Raw genomic sequence first — 13,931 nt, 5'->3', positions numbered from 1 at the left:
TGAGGACGGTCCATGGCGCGTCATCGGGCACACGACCCCTTCACGATGCGGGTACGGGCCACCGCCGCCGATAGGATCGGGAGCCGAAATCCCCCCTCGAAAGCGACGTCGTACCAGCATGCCTGCCACCCGTTCGGACCTCCGCAACGTCGCGATCGTCGCGCACGTCGACCACGGCAAGACCACGCTGGTCGACGCCATGCTCCACCAGACCGGTGCCTTCACCGCGCACCAGGAGGAGGCGGGTGTCGCCGAGCGGGTGCTGGACTCCGGCGACCTGGAGCGCGAGAAGGGGATCACGATCCTCGCCAAGAACACGGCGATCCACTACAGCGGGCCCTCCCTGGCCAGTGTTGGGCACCTCGCCTCCGACGGCGCGGGACCACCAGTGCCGAGCCCCACGGCCGTGACCGTGAACATCATCGACACCCCCGGCCACGCGGACGTCGGCGGCGAGGTGGAGCGCGGCCTGTCGATGGTCGACGGGATCGTGCTCCTGGTCGACGCGTCCGAGGGTCCGCTGCCGCAGACGCGCTTCGTGCTGCGCAAGGCGCTGAACGCCGATCTCCCGGTCGTGCTCGTGGTCAACAAGGTCGACCGCGCCGACGCCCGCATCTCCGAGGTAGTCGACGAGACCTACGAGCTCTTCCTCGACCTGCTCGACGACAGCCACCTCCAGAAGGGGCACAGCCAGGACGCCCTCGACTTCCCGGTCGTGTACGCCTCGGCCAAGGCCGGGCGTGCGTCCCTGGAGGCGCCCGCGAACGGCGGGCTCCCCGACTCGCCCGACCTCGAGCCGCTGTTCCGGACGATCCTCGAGACGATCCCCGCGCCGACGTACGACGAGGGGGCGCCGCTTCAGGCGCACGTCACCAACCTCGACGCCTCGCCTTTCCTCGGCCGGCTCGCCCTGGTCCGCGTCCACCAGGGCACGCTGCGCAAGGGGCAGAACGTCGCGTGGTTGCGGCGCGACGGGTCGACCCGCAGCGTCAAGGTCACCGAGCTGCTGATGACCGAGGCGCTCGAGCGGGTGCCCGCGCAGTCGGCCGGGCCGGGCGACATAGCCGCGATCGCCGGCATCCCGGAGATCATGATCGGCGAGACCCTGGCCGACCCCGATCAGCCGGTCGCGCTGCCGCTGATCACGGTCGACGAGCCGGCGATCTCGATGACGATCGGCACCAACACCTCGCCGCTCGTGGGCAAGACGAAGGGGTCGAAGGTCACCGCGCGCCTGGTCAAGGACCGGCTCGACCGAGAGCTGGTCGGCAACGTCTCGCTGCGGGTGCTGCCCACCGAGCGTCCCGACGCCTGGGAGGTGCAGGGCCGTGGGGAGCTGGCCCTGGCGATCCTGGTCGAGCAGATGCGGCGCGAGGGCTACGAGCTGACGGTCGGCAAGCCGCAGGTGGTGACCCGGGAGGTCGACGGTCGTCTGCACGAGCCGGTGGAGCGGCTGACGATCGACGCGCCGGAGGAGTACCTCGGCACGATCACCGAGCTGATGGCGGCTCGGAAGGGCCGGATGGAGCAGATGACCAACCACGGCACGGGCTGGGTGCGGATGGAGTTCCTGGTGCCGGCGCGCGGGTTGATCGGGTTCCGGACCGAGTTCCTCACCGAGACGCGCGGCACCGGCATCGCCCATCACGTGTTCGAGGGCTACGAGCCGTGGGCCGGAGAGATCCGGTCGCGAGCCACCGGCTCCCTGGTCGCCGACCGGGCGGGTGCCGCCACGTCGTACGCGATGACGAACCTGCAGGAGCGCGGCGTCCTCTTCGTCGAGCCGTCGACCGAGGTCTACGAGGGGATGATCGTCGGCGAGAACTCCCGCGCAGACGACATGGACGTGAACATCACCAAGGAGAAGCAGCAGACCAACGTCCGCTCCTCCACCGCCGACAACTTCGAGAAGCTCGTGCCTCCGCGGCGGCTGTCGCTGGAGCAGTGCCTGGAGTTCTGCCGCGAGGACGAGTGCGTCGAGGTCACCCCCCACACCGTGCGCATCCGGAAGGTCGTCCTGGACCAGAACGAGCGCGCGAAGCTGGCCGCCCGCGCCCGCAAGGGGAGTCGCTGAGGCTCCCGAATTCCCCGCTCAGGCGGGGACTTCTGCACTTAGTGGCCGAGATCTGCCCCAACAGGTGCAGACTTCCCCGCTCAGGCGGGGAATTCGACGACCCCGCTCAGCCCTACCGATCGACGAACCACCGGGCGAGGAGGGTGTCGTCCTCCTCGACCAGGGTGGTCAGGCGGAGGGGTACGTCGACGGGCGGGCCGTCGGTGATCCGGCGGTGGGAGCCGCCGATCATCCGGGGGACGATCGTGGAGTCGAGCTCGTCGGCCACCCCCTGGTCGAGCAGGTCGCGCAGGAGATGGGGCCCGCCCTCCGACAGCTGGTGGCGGAAGCCGCGCAGCGCCAGCTCGTCCTTCATCCGGCCCAGGTCGACCCGGTGCGACCCGAGGACCAGCACGTTGTCCTTGCCCAGGATGTCCCGCGCCTCGTCGAGGTAGGGCGCGGACGACACGGTCGCCATCAGCACCATCCCCCGCTCGGCCTCGCGCTGGGTCGGGGGCACGGAGCCACTGCGGGACACCACGACCAGCGGCTTGCGGCCGACGGCATAGCCCTCGACCCGCACCGTGCCGGCGCCGACGACCAACGCGTCGGCGAGCTCCCGGAGCAGGTCGAAGACGATCTTGTCGACACCGTTGTTGATCGAGCGGCTCGTGCCGTCGTCGCCGGTCGCGGCACCGTCGATCGTCGAGACCATGTTCACCCGCAGCCAGGGCTGGTCGGGCGCGGCGTACAACTCCCGCAGGTCGCCGTCCTCGCCGAGCAGGACTCGCATCCGTGGTCTCCCTCGTCGTCGGCGTCGCGTCGGCCCCCATCGTCACACGTACGGCGCCGGGCCCGGCCGACGGGGGCCGAGGCCCTGTCTACACTGCCGGGATGATCTCGCTGTCGGCACTGGCAGCGCTGCACAGCGAGTACGCCGACGACCTGGCCCGTCCGGTCGAGCCGGTGACGGTGGGCGGCGTGACGATCGGCGGCCCCGACCCCGTGTTGATGGGCACCGTCAACCTCTCCCGCGACTCGACGTACCGCGAGAGCGTCGCGGTCTCGACGGAGGCGGCGATCCGGAAGGCGCGCACGCAGGTGGCGCAGGGCGCCCAGGTGGTCGACGTCGGCGCCGAGTCGAGCACCGCTCGCGCAGCCCGGGTCGACGGAGCCCGGCAGCGTACGTCGCTGCTGCCCGTCGTCGAGGCCCTCGCCGACGAGTGCGTGGTCTCGGTCGAGACCTACCGGCCCGACGTCGTCGCCGCGTGCCTCGCCGCCGGCGCGCGCATCCTCAACCTGACCGGCCGCGACGGCGAGGACGAGATGCTCGCCTGCGCCGCGTCGTACCGAGCGGCGGTCATCCTCTGCTTCTGCGAGCCGGCGGACGTCCGAGCGGATGCGCGCCACCCGACCGAGACCGACCCGCTGCCGTACCTGATCGACCACTTCGGGCCGCGGATCGAGCACGCTCGGTCGGTCGGCGTCGAGCAGGTCGTGATCGACCCGGGGCTGGGCTTCTACTACCGCAACCTGGTCGAGCCGGCGGTCCGGGTCCGGCACCAGGCCGCCGTTCTCGCGCAGTGCTTCCGGCTGCGGCGTCTCGGCGTACCCGTCTGCAACGCGCTGCCGCACGCGTTCGACCTCTTCGAGGACGAGTTCCGCAAGGCGGAAGGCTTCTTCGCCCTGCTGGCGCGGCTCGGCGGGACCGACCTGTTCCGCACGCACGAGGTCGCCCACGTACGCGCGGTGCTCGCCGCGATGGACTTCCTCGACGTGTAGAAGCCTCGACGTCCCGCCTCGCCGCGCAGAGCGGTGACCCAGGACCGGTCGGAGGAAGGCGAAGCGATCCTGGCTCACCGCCGGTCGCCGGTTGCCGGCCTTGACGACTCAGCCCAGGTGACCGCGCACCGACGCACGCCCGGAGAGCAGGTTGCGGGCGATGGTGCGCCGCTGGATCTCGTCGGTGCCCTCGTAGATGCGCAGCAGCCGCAGCTCGCGGTACCAGCGCTCGATCGGCAGCTCCCGCGTGTAGCCCATGCCGCCGTGGATCTGGAGCACCCGGTCGACGATCTGGTTCGCGTGGACGCCGCCGTAGAGCTTCGCCATCGACTGGCCCTGCCGTGAGTCGAGGTCGTGGTCGACCTGCCAGGCCGCGCTCAGCACCAGCCAGCGCAGTGCCTCGATCTCGACCGCGGAGTCGGCGATCATCCACTGGATCGCCTGCCGGTTCGCGATCGGTTCGCCGAAGGTGACCCGGTTCTTCGCCTGCTCCATGGCCATCTCGACCAGTCGCTCGCAGGCTCCGAGTGCTCGGGCCGGCAGCAGGTAGCGGCCCTTGCCGATCCAGCGCATCGCGAGCTCGAAGCCGCGGCCCTCCTCGCCGAGGATCGCCGAGTGCGGCACGCGCACGTCCTCGAACGACAGGGACGCCGGCCCCCACTCGCCCATCGTCGGGATCGTGGCGGACGTCCAGCCGGCGTCGCGGTCGACCAGGAAGCAGGTGACGCCGCCGTCGGCGCCCTTCTCCTTGTCGGTCACCGCGAAGACCATGCAGAAGTCCGCCACGTCGCCGCCGGTGATGAACGTCTTCTCGCCGTTGATCACCCACTCGTCACCCTCGCGTACGGCGGCGGTGCGGATGTTCCGCGCGTCGGAGCCGGCGCCCGGCTCCGTGATCGCGAAGCAGCTGCGCCGCGTGCCGTCGATCGTGGGCCTCAGGTAGGTGTCCTTCTGCTCAGCATTGGCCTCGAACAGGATGTTGTCCGCGTCGCCGCCGAACTTGAACTGCACGAAGGACCGGCCGAGCTCGGCCTCGATCAGGGCGTGCATCACGGCGCCGAGCCCCATCCCGCCGTACTCCTCCGGCGTCTGGATCCCGAAGAAGCCCGACTGGCGCGCCTTGTCCTGCAGCGCCTTGACCTCGTCGAGACCGATGCCGCGCTCGCCGTTGCGCTCCCGCTCGAGCACCCGCGGCTCCAGCGGCATCAGCTCCCTGGTGACGAACGTCCGCACCCACTCGCGGATCTCGCGCTCCTCGTCGGTGAGGGTGAGGTCCATGCTCGCGACACTACCCAGCGGTAGCCGCTGCCTCCGGCACGGTCCACACAGCGCCCGGACGGGCCGGGGGCGATCAGCCGAGGAAGCGGCGTACGGCGAGGGCGAGCCCGCGGGCGTACGTCGCGCGTCCGGCCCGCGTGGTCATCCGGCGGGCGTCCATCGGGTTGCGCATGTTTCCCAGCTCGACCATGACCGTCGGCATGTTCGAGAGGTTGATCGTGCCGAGGTCGGACCGGAAGTCGAGCCCGTCGCCGCCCGCGACGTAGTTGGCCACCCGCAGACCGACCCGCTCGAGTGCGGCCCTGGTGTCGAGGGCGAGCCGCCGGGAGGGTCGGTAGATATCGTGGGTCCACGGCCGCCGGTCGGTCGGTGCGATGACGTGGAACCCGCGGGCCCCGGCGACGTTCGACCCGTCCCCGTGGATGCTGATCTTGAGATCGGCCGGCAGGCTGTTGCCGTCCCGCCCGCGGACGTCGACGCACGGGCCCCACCGGTCCTCGCGGTTGGAGTGCCGGGTCATCTGCACGGTCGCACCGAGCGAGACCAGCCGGTGCCGGAGCAGCCGCGCGACCCGCCAGGCGAACGTCGCCTCGGGGTAACCACCGTTCGTGGCCGTGCCGGTCGTGTTGCACGGCTTCTCGAAGCCCCCTGCCGGGACCAACCGGTTGATCTTGCGCGGGAAGTTGTGGTTGCCGAGCTGGGTGCCCGGGATCGATCACGATCGTCCGGCCCGCCAGTGGCGCGACGCCGCCTCCGCTGTCGGGTGACCTGACCCGGAAGTCGTGGGTCGCGACGGCGGGACCGGAGATCGCCAGCGTCACCGTCGTGACGACCGCCGTGACGAGCGCACGTGCGGGGGCACGACGACCCAGGGCGAGAGCCGACCTCACTCGTACCCCAGGACCTCGACGCGTCGGTCGGCCCAGGCCAGCGCCGACGCGATGGCCTCGTCGAGGGTCAGCTGGGTCCGCCAGTCGAGGAGCTCGTGGGCGAGGTCGACGTTCGCGAACGCCCCGACCGCGTCCCCCGGACGGGGCGGTGCCTCGGTGATCGCCAACGAGCGTCCGGTCACCCGCTCGAACGCGGCGAGGAGCTCGCGGACCGTGACACCCTCGCCGCGGCCGACGTTGATCACCACGCTCGGCGCGCCGACCCTCTCGATCACCCGGTCGAAGCACTCCACCGCCCGCACGTGCGCACGGGCGAGGTCCCACACGTGCAGGTAGTCGCGGATGCCGGTGCCGTCCCGTGTCGGCAGGTCGGTCCCGGTGACCGTGAAACCCGGCTTCTGCCCACGCGCGGCCATCACCAGCTGGCCGAGCACGTGCGACGGCTCCTTGGCGTAGATGCCGGACTCGAGGTCGGGGTCGGAGCCGATCGGGTTGAAGTAGCGCAGCATGACCGCGCGGAGGTCGGTCGCGGCCGCCATGTCCTCCAGGACCTGCTCGATCATCCGCTTGGTCCGGGCGTACGGCGACGTCGGGTCGAGCGGGTCGTCCTCGCGGACCTCGAAGTCGTCCTTGACCGCGTACAGCGACGCCGACGACGAGAACACGACCCGCGGCTTGCCCAGCGCCACCAGCTGGTCGAACAGCTCCAGCGACTTCGACACGTTGTCGCGGTAGTACTCGTAGGGCTTCTCCACCGACTCGGGTACGACGATCCGCGCGGCCATGTGGATGGTGGCGTCGAGGTCGGGGTGCTCGTCGACGATCCGGCGTACCAGGTCGCGGTCGCCGATGTCGCCCTCGTAGAAGATCCGGTCGCGCACGAAGGCGCGCGGTCCGGTCAGGAGGGAGTCGAGCACCACCGGCACGTGACCGGCCGACTCGAGGGCCTTGGCGGTCGTGGAGCCGAGGTAGCCGGCACCCCCGGTGACCAGGATCTTCATGCCGGCCAGGGTAACGAAGGCTGTCCGCGGGCCTGCCATCCTCGCCGCCCGCCGGGGCACGCACGGAGCCGCCGTGCGTAAAGGATTCGATGAACGGTGTCGGCCTCCGTGGAGCGGGTCTATGCTGACTCAGGCAGCTCGGGGGAGAGGCGCCGGGGGGCGCTTCGGAGCTGCGTGGGGGAATCCGATGGGCATTGCGCCTGAACGCACGTTCGTGCCTTCGGTTGCGTCGCTACGCATCCAGAGCCGCGCCCTGCGCGCGCTGCCCTTGACCGCACTCGTGCTCGACCTGGCCCTGGTGACCACGACCGTCCTCGTGGCGGCCTGGGCCCGCAGCACCAACCTGCTGCTCGACCCGGGGCGCCCGATCCCGGGGCTGTCGGACACCACGAGCGCCTTGTCGTTCTCACAGTCCATCACCATCGTGGCGATCCCGCTGGTGCTCGGCTGGATCGTGGTGATCGCGCTGCGCGGCGGCTACGACCAGGGTGTGTTCGGCGCCGGCGCCGACGAGTACAAGGCAGTCGTCAACTCCAGCCTGTTCACCGCCGCGCTGCTCGGCATCGGCTGCTACCTCACGAAGTTCCAGCTGTCCCGCGGCTTCTTCGTCTTCGTCTTCGTGCTCGGACCCGTGCTGCTGGCGGTCGGAAGGTTCCTGCTCCGCCGCTCGCTCCACCGGGCCCGCCGGCACGGCTCTCTCGCCCAGCGCACGATGATCGTCGGCAGCGACGAGCACGTCGACGCGGTCGCGTCGGTGTTCGGACGCGAGACCTGGCTCGGGTACGACGTGCTGGGCGCGCTCGTCCCGGCCGGTGCGCGGTCCGAGACCGAGGGCGGCGTCTCGATCCTCGGTGACGTCGAGGAGGCCGCCGCACTGGTCCGTGCCTACGACGCGGACGTCGTGTTCGTGGTCGGCGGCGCGTTCGACCACCCCTTGGCGATGCGCAACCTGGTCTGGGACCTCGAGGCCGACAACGTCCAGGTGATCATGGCGCCCGGCGTCACCGACGTCTCGAGCGAGCGCATCCGGGTCCGTCCGGTCGCCGGCCTGCCGCTGCTGCACCTCGACCGTCCCCGCTCGCAGGACGCTCTCCGCTGGGCGAAGCGCACCTTCGACATCGTCGGCTCCGCTCTGCTCCTGGCGCTGCTCTCGCCGGTCATGCTCTGGAGCGCCTGGCAGATCAAGCGGCACGACGGCGGCCCGGTGCTCTTCCGGCAGACCCGCGTCGGCCGCGACGGCGAGTACTTCACCTGCCTGAAGTTCCGCAGCATGGTCGTCGACGCCGAGCGTGTATTGGCGGACCTCCACAGCGAGGTCGGTTACGCCGAGGGCCTGTTCAAGATGCAGCGCGACCCGCGGATCACCAAGCCCGGAATGTGGATCCGGCGCTACTCGATCGACGAGCTGCCCCAGCTCATCAACGTGCTGCGCGGCGACATGAGCCTGGTCGGCCCCCGCCCGCCGCTCCCGCTCGAGGTGGACCGCTACACGCTGATGCAGTCCCGCCGGCTCCGCGTGCGTCCGGGCATGACCGGTCTGTGGCAGGTATCCGGCCGCTCCGACCTGTCGTGGACGGAGTCGATCCGGCTGGACCTCTACTACGTCGACAACTGGTCGATGATCCAGGACGTCGTCATCCTGGCCCGCACGGTCGGCGCAGTTCTCTCCTCACGCGGCGCCTACTGAGACCGAGCAGCTGCGAGCGAGGGACGAGCTCGCGGCGTGGCGAGGGAAGGTTGCCCTTCGAGAGGCCTCGTCCCGCGGCTCCTCAGGAACCGCGAGCCCACGGCTGAGCTTGCGAAGCCGTGCAAGGCGAGTCGAAACCCGGTGACGGTGCCGGGGGCCCTGACCGCGCTTCGACAACGCGACAAGGCCAAGCGCCGACCGAGTCACCCCTCCACCAGCGCCCGCAGGTACGCGCCGTACCCGCTCTTGGTCAGCTCGTCGGCCCGCTTCAGCAGCGCGGCGTCGTCGAGGAAGCCCATCCGCCAGCCGACCTCCTCGGGGCACCCGATCTTGAGGCCCTGCCGCTCCTCGATCGCCTGCACGAAGCTGCCGGCCGCGATCAGCGACTCCACGGTGCCGGTGTCGAGCCAGGCCGTGCCGCGCGGCATCACCTCGACGAAGAGCCGGCCCGCCTCCAGGTAGATCCGGTTCAGGTCGGTGATCTCGAGCTCGCCACGCGCGGACGGCGTGAGCGTCCGCGCGTGCTCGACCACGTCGGAGCCGTAGAAGTAGAGGCCGGGGACGGCGTAGTGGCTGCGGGGGCGCGCCGGCTTCTCCTCCAGCGAGGTCGCCCTCCCCCTCTCGTCGAAGGTCACGACGCCGTACGCCGAGGGGTCGGCCACCCGGTACCCGAAGATCGCAGCCCCGTCGACATCGGCGAACCTGCGCAGCTGAGTGCCCAGGCCCGGTCCGTAGAAGATGTTGTCGCCGAGCACCAGCGCGACCGATTCGCCGCCGATGTGCTGCTCCCCGATCAGGAACGCCTGGGCGAGCCCCTCCGGCGCGGGCTGCACGGCGTACGAGATCGACACGCCGTACGACGAGCCGTCGCCGAGCAGCCGGGAGAACCCGTCCTGCTCATGGGGCGTCGTGATCACGAGCACGTCGCGGATGCCGGCCAGCATCAGTGTCGAGAGCGGGTAGTAGATCATCGGCTTGTCGTAGACCGGCACCAGCTGCTTGCTCACGGCGAGCGTGATCGGGTGGAGCCGCGAGCCGGTGCCGCCGGCCAGGATGATCCCGCGCATGGTCGCTCATCCTAGAGAGCCAGCGGCCCCGCGCCTCCTAGGATCAGGGCGTGCCAGGACTGGAGCGCGTACTCGTCACCGGCGGCGCCGGGTTCATCGGCGCCAACTTCGTGCGCCACCTCGTGGACCACACCGACGCGCGGGTGACCGTGCTCGACAAGCTGACCTACGCCGCGAGTCCGGAGGCGCTGGCGGACCTGCCGGCCGGCCGGGTCGAGCTCGTGGCCGGCGACATCGCCGACGCCGCGATCGTCGAGACCCTCGTCGCCGCCCACGACGCCGTCGTGCACCTCGCGGCCGAGTCGCACAACGACAACTCCCTGGACGACCCGGAGCCGTTCATCCGCACCAACGTCGTCGGCACCTACGTGCTGCTCGAGGCGGTGCGGAAGCACGACGTGCGCTTCCACCACGTGTCGACCGACGAGGTGTACGGCGACCTCGCGCTCGACGACCCGAAGCGCTTCACCGAGGACACGCCGTACCGGCCGAGCAGCCCGTACTCCGCCGCCAAGGCCGGCTCCGACCACCTCGTGCGGGCGTGGGTGCGCAGCTTCGGGGTCCGCGCGACGATCTCCAACTGCTCCAACAACTACGGACCGTGGCAGCACGTCGAGAAGTTCATCCCCCGGCAGATCACCGAGATCCTGGAGGGGCGGCGGCCGCGGCTGTACGGCGACGGGCAGCAGGTCCGCGACTGGATCCACGTCGACGACCACAGCTCGGCGCTGCTGACCATCCTCGAGCGCGGCCGGACGGGTGAGACCTACCTCGTCGGCGCGGACGGCGAGCGCAGCAACCTCGACGTCGCCCGCGCGCTGCTGCGGCTGATGGGACGGCCGGAGGGCGACTACGAGCTGGTCGCCGACCGGGCCGGGCACGACCAGAGGTATGCGATCGAGTCGGGCAAGCTGCGCCTGGAGCTGGGCTGGCAGCCGCGGTACGCCGACTTCGAGGCCGGGCTGACGCAGGCGATCGAGTGGTATCGCGCGCACCGCGACTGGTGGGGCCCGCACAAGGCGGCCACCGAGTCGGCGTACGCCGCGAAGGGCATGTGAGGCGCCCGTGGATCCGACAGTCGAGTCGACGCCGATCCCGGGACTGCTCGTCGTCCGGCTCGACGTGAAACGCGACGAGCGGGGATGGTTCGCGGAGACGTGGCACCGCGAGCGGATGGCCGTGCTCGGGCTGCCCGACTTCGGGCCGGTACAGGCGAACGTCGCGTGGAACCAGGCGCGCGGCACGACCCGGGGCATGCACGCCGAGCCGTGGGACAAGCTCGTCACGGTCGTCAGCGGCAGTGCGTACGGCGCGTGGGTCGACCTGCGAGAAGGAGAGGGTTTCGGCACGACGTACGCCCTGGAGGTCGAGCCGGGCATGGCGGTGTTCGTGCCGCGTGGTGTGGGAAACGGCTACCAGACCACGTCGGACGCGACGGCGTACTCCTACCTCGTCAACGACCACTGGCGGCCCGACGCCCACTACGTCGCGGTCGACCACGCCGATCCGGAGCTCGCGATCGCGTGGCCGCTCCCGCCGGGCGAGCGGATCCTGTCCGGCCGCGACCGCTCGGCGCCGAGGCTCACCGAGGTCACACCGGTGCCGGTGCGTACTCCCCTGGTGATCGGCGCGGGCGGGCAGGTCGGGCGGGCGCTGCTCGCTGCGTTTCCCGACGCGCGAGGCGTGACCCGCACCGTGCTCGACCTCATCGACCGGGAGTCGCTGGGGCGCTGGCCGTGGCGCGAGCACGACGTCGTGCTGAACGCCGCGGCGTACACAGCGGTGGACGCGGCCGAGACCCCGACGGGCCGGCGGCAGGCGTGGGCGGTCAACGCCACCGGACCGGCGACCCTCGCGCGGCTCGCGACCCGGCACGGGTTCACGCTCGTCCACTTCTCGACCGACTACGTCTACGACGGCACCGCCGTCGAGCACGACGAGGACGAGCCACCGGCTCCGCTGGGGGTCTACGGCGAGAGCAAGGCGGCGGGCGACGCCGCCGTGGCAACCACACCGCGTCACTACCTCGTCCGGACCTCGTGGGTGATCGGGGACGGGCCGAACTTCGTGCGCACGATGGCCGGCCTTGCGGACGAGGGAGCCACCCCGTCCGTCGTCGCGGACCAGGTCGGTCGGCTCGGGTTCGCCGGGGAGATAGCGCGGGCCACCCGGCACCTCGTCGAGCGGCGCGCGGCGTACGGCACCTACCAGGTCAGCAACGGCGGCCCGCCGAGGTCGTGGGCCGACATCGCGCGCGAGGTCTTCGAGCTCCGCGGCCGCAGCCCGGACGACGTGCGCCCGGTCACGACGGAGGAGTACGCCGAGGGTCGCGCGACCGCGCCGCGGCCGGCGAACAGCGTGCTGTCGCTGCGCAAGCTCGAGGCGACCGGGTTCGTGCCCGTCGACGCCGGCCAGGCACTGCGGAGCTATCTGGCGACGCTGCCGGCGTCGCGGCCGTAGTCGTCCTCGAGCCGGACGATGTCGTCCTCGCCGGTGTAGTCGCCCCGTTGCACCTCGATGATGACCAGGTCGTCGCGGTGTCGGTTGGCGATCCGGTGTGGCATGCCGAGAGGCACCTCGAGCGACCCGCCGGTCGCGACGACGACCGTCTCACCGTCGAGCGTGCACGTCGCCGTGCCCCGGACGACGGTCCAGTGCTCGGCGCGGTGCTGGTGGACCTGGTAGGAGAGCCGCTGGCCGGGGCTCACCTCGATCCGCTTGACCTTGTAGCCCGGACCCTCGTCGAGCACGTACCACGCCCCCCACGGGCGCTGGTCGGACTTCATGCCCCCAGAATCTCATGCGGCCGGGCGTACGGTGGCGGAACGGCGGCCACCAGGGACGCCGAGGGGCGGTGAGCTGGGACCCGTCCGTCGTGGCGAAACGGGTCCTGGCTCACCGCCCCCAGGGCCCCGCAGAGCAACACCGGCCCCTGGGAACACATACCTCCCCAGGGACCGGTGCGCTACGGATTCCGTACCCCGTCCGGGGTCGGACAGTCAGTCGCCCACCTTCTGCGCCGCGTCACCGGCAGCCTGGGTGGCGTTGCTCGCGGTCTTCTTCGCCGCGGTCGCGGTGGCCTTCGCACTGCTCCGCGCGGGGCTCTGGGCGGCCTTCTTGGTGGTGCGCGACGCCGACTTCTTCGTGTTCTTCGCGGTCTTGGCGGCCTGGGTACGGGTCGTCTTGGCCTTGGCCGTGGTGGTCTTCGCCGAGGAGGTCGTGGCGGCAGTCGACTGCTGGCCACGGATCCGGCCGACCAGCGTCTCGCCGCGCCTGACGAGCTCGTCGTACGTCGCACCGGCCGTGGCGACCTGCTCGTCGACCAGCTTCTGGAGCCGCACCGGGAGGTCCTTCGCCTCGGCCTGCAGGTCCGCGACCCGCTGCTCGAGAGCACGGCGCCGGGCCATCGCGTCCTTGCCGAGCACGTCGACCCCGGCGGTCACCGCGTGGGTGGCCTGCTCGCGGAGCGCCTGCGGCTGGTAGTCGAGGCCGGAGAGCGTCTGCTGGAGTGCGCGAGCGCGGTCCTGCGCGTCCGCGACGGCCTCGCGCACGACGGCGACGACGCGATCGGTGGCTCCGACGCCGGCGTACAGCGGACGGGAGACCTGCGTGGGCAGGTGGGTGGGAAGGTCGAGCTTGGTCATGAGGCACTACTCCTTCTGTTGGTCCCGGTCGGGGCCGGGTTCGGTCAGGGGGCGGAGCTCCCCGCGTTGAGGGCGAGGAACGACGCGTACACGTCGAGCAGGGTCTGCTTCTGCCGTTCGGTCAGCAGGACGTCGCCGAGGACGGCGAGCTCGACCGAGCCGCCGACTCCCTCGTCGGGGCTGACCAGCCCCGCCCGGAGGTAGAGCTGCTCGGCGGAGATGCGCAGCGCCTTGGCGAGCTGCTGGAGCACCTCGGCCGACGGACGACGAAGTCCGCGCTCGATCTGGCTCAGGTAGGGGTTGGAGACGCCGGCCTGCTCGGCGAGCTGACGCAGGGACAGCCGGGCCGAGACCCGCTGCTCCCGCAAGTACTCGCCGAGCGACTCGACGGTCTTGCCGACCTTGCTCCTGGCCACGCGTCCATAGTGCTAGCAACTGCTAGCACTATCCAAATCGTCGGGCGGTGAGAGGCGTCACACGATGCCCATCCACCAGGTTTCACGCGTGATCCGGTCTCGCCGTGAGTGCT

13 protein-coding genes are annotated in these 13,931 nt (G+C 71.0%); 5 read left to right on the top strand and 8 right to left on the bottom strand.

Annotated elements, in window-relative coordinates; all coding sequences use genetic code 11:
* Nucleotides 1–118: 118 nt before the first annotated feature.
* Nucleotides 119–2,074 carry a translational GTPase TypA gene (gene typA, locus VGK78_RS07180; RefSeq protein ID WP_331526897.1) on the top strand — a complete coding sequence of 652 codons (1,956 nt, stop codon included), beginning with the start codon at nt 119–121 and terminating at the stop codon, nt 2,072–2,074.
* 112 nt (nt 2,075–2,186) lie between these two features.
* Here typA and VGK78_RS07175 read toward each other — a convergent pair whose 3' ends face one another.
* A complete protein-coding gene (locus VGK78_RS07175; protein ID WP_331526896.1) occupies nt 2,187–2,846 on the bottom strand; it encodes a dihydrofolate reductase family protein in 660 nt (219 codons plus the stop codon).
* A 101-nt stretch (nt 2,847–2,947) separates the two neighbouring features.
* Between VGK78_RS07175 and VGK78_RS07170 the strand changes: the two genes are divergently transcribed.
* Nucleotides 2,948–3,835: a dihydropteroate synthase gene (locus VGK78_RS07170; protein ID WP_331526895.1), complete on the top strand. Its 888-nt coding sequence runs from the start codon at nt 2,948–2,950 to the stop codon at nt 3,833–3,835.
* 108 nt (nt 3,836–3,943) lie between these two features.
* On the opposite strand, the gene VGK78_RS07165 is transcribed toward VGK78_RS07170, so the two are convergent.
* From VGK78_RS07165 to galE, 3 genes are all read right to left on the bottom strand, one after another.
* Complete coding sequence (locus tag VGK78_RS07165) at nt 3,944–5,113, bottom strand: acyl-CoA dehydrogenase family protein (RefSeq protein ID WP_331526894.1); 1,170 nt, start codon at nt 5,111–5,113, stop codon at nt 3,944–3,946.
* Between the two features lie 73 nt (nt 5,114–5,186).
* The gene (locus VGK78_RS07160) at nt 5,187–5,774 is read right to left on the bottom strand and encodes an N-acetylmuramoyl-L-alanine amidase (RefSeq protein WP_331526893.1); all 588 of its coding nucleotides are present in this window, start codon (nt 5,772–5,774) and stop codon (nt 5,187–5,189) included.
* Nucleotides 5,775–5,999: 225 nt separating this feature from the next.
* On the bottom strand, nt 6,000–7,004 hold the full coding sequence (gene galE / locus VGK78_RS07155; RefSeq protein ID WP_331526892.1) for a UDP-glucose 4-epimerase GalE: 1,005 nt from the start codon (nt 7,002–7,004) through the stop codon (nt 6,000–6,002).
* Between the two features lie 187 nt (nt 7,005–7,191).
* Here galE and VGK78_RS07150 point away from each other — a divergent pair, with 187 nt between their 5' ends.
* Entirely contained in the window at nt 7,192–8,691 is a 1,500-nt protein-coding gene (locus tag VGK78_RS07150) for a sugar transferase (RefSeq protein ID WP_331526891.1), read from the top strand.
* Between the two features lie 203 nt (nt 8,692–8,894).
* Here VGK78_RS07150 and rfbA read toward each other — a convergent pair whose 3' ends face one another.
* Nucleotides 8,895–9,758, bottom strand: coding sequence for a glucose-1-phosphate thymidylyltransferase RfbA (gene rfbA / locus VGK78_RS07145; protein WP_331526890.1), 864 nt, complete (start codon nt 9,756–9,758; stop codon nt 8,895–8,897).
* A 59-nt stretch (nt 9,759–9,817) separates the two neighbouring features.
* On the opposite strand from rfbA, the gene rfbB reads away from it, so the two are divergent.
* Nucleotides 9,818–10,816 carry a dTDP-glucose 4,6-dehydratase gene (gene rfbB / locus VGK78_RS07140; RefSeq protein WP_331526899.1) on the top strand — a complete coding sequence of 333 codons (999 nt, stop codon included), beginning with the start codon at nt 9,818–9,820 and terminating at the stop codon, nt 10,814–10,816.
* A 7-nt stretch (nt 10,817–10,823) separates the two neighbouring features.
* On the top strand, nt 10,824–12,218 hold the full coding sequence (locus VGK78_RS07135; protein ID WP_331526889.1) for a bifunctional dTDP-4-dehydrorhamnose 3,5-epimerase family protein/NAD(P)-dependent oxidoreductase: 1,395 nt from the start codon (nt 10,824–10,826) through the stop codon (nt 12,216–12,218).
* Here the strand turns inward: VGK78_RS07135 and VGK78_RS07130 are convergent.
* From VGK78_RS07130 to VGK78_RS07120, 3 genes are all read right to left on the bottom strand, one after another.
* Complete coding sequence (locus VGK78_RS07130) at nt 12,185–12,544, bottom strand: phosphomannose isomerase type II C-terminal cupin domain (RefSeq protein ID WP_331526887.1); 360 nt, start codon at nt 12,542–12,544, stop codon at nt 12,185–12,187. The genes VGK78_RS07135 and VGK78_RS07130 overlap by 34 nt on opposite strands.
* Nucleotides 12,545–12,757: 213 nt before the next feature.
* Entirely contained in the window at nt 12,758–13,402 is a 645-nt protein-coding gene (locus VGK78_RS07125) for a hypothetical protein (RefSeq protein ID WP_331526885.1), read from the bottom strand.
* Between the two features lie 44 nt (nt 13,403–13,446).
* The gene (locus VGK78_RS07120; RefSeq protein ID WP_331526883.1) at nt 13,447–13,818 is read right to left on the bottom strand and encodes a helix-turn-helix transcriptional regulator; all 372 of its coding nucleotides are present in this window, start codon (nt 13,816–13,818) and stop codon (nt 13,447–13,449) included.
* Between the last annotated feature and the right edge of the window lie 113 nt (nt 13,819–13,931).

The organism is Nocardioides sp., from assembly GCF_036503465.1.
GTDB lineage: Bacteria > Actinomycetota > Actinomycetes > Propionibacteriales > Nocardioidaceae > Nocardioides.
Note: the sequence above shows the minus strand (reverse complement) of the source record. Positions and strands in the feature narration are given on the sequence as shown.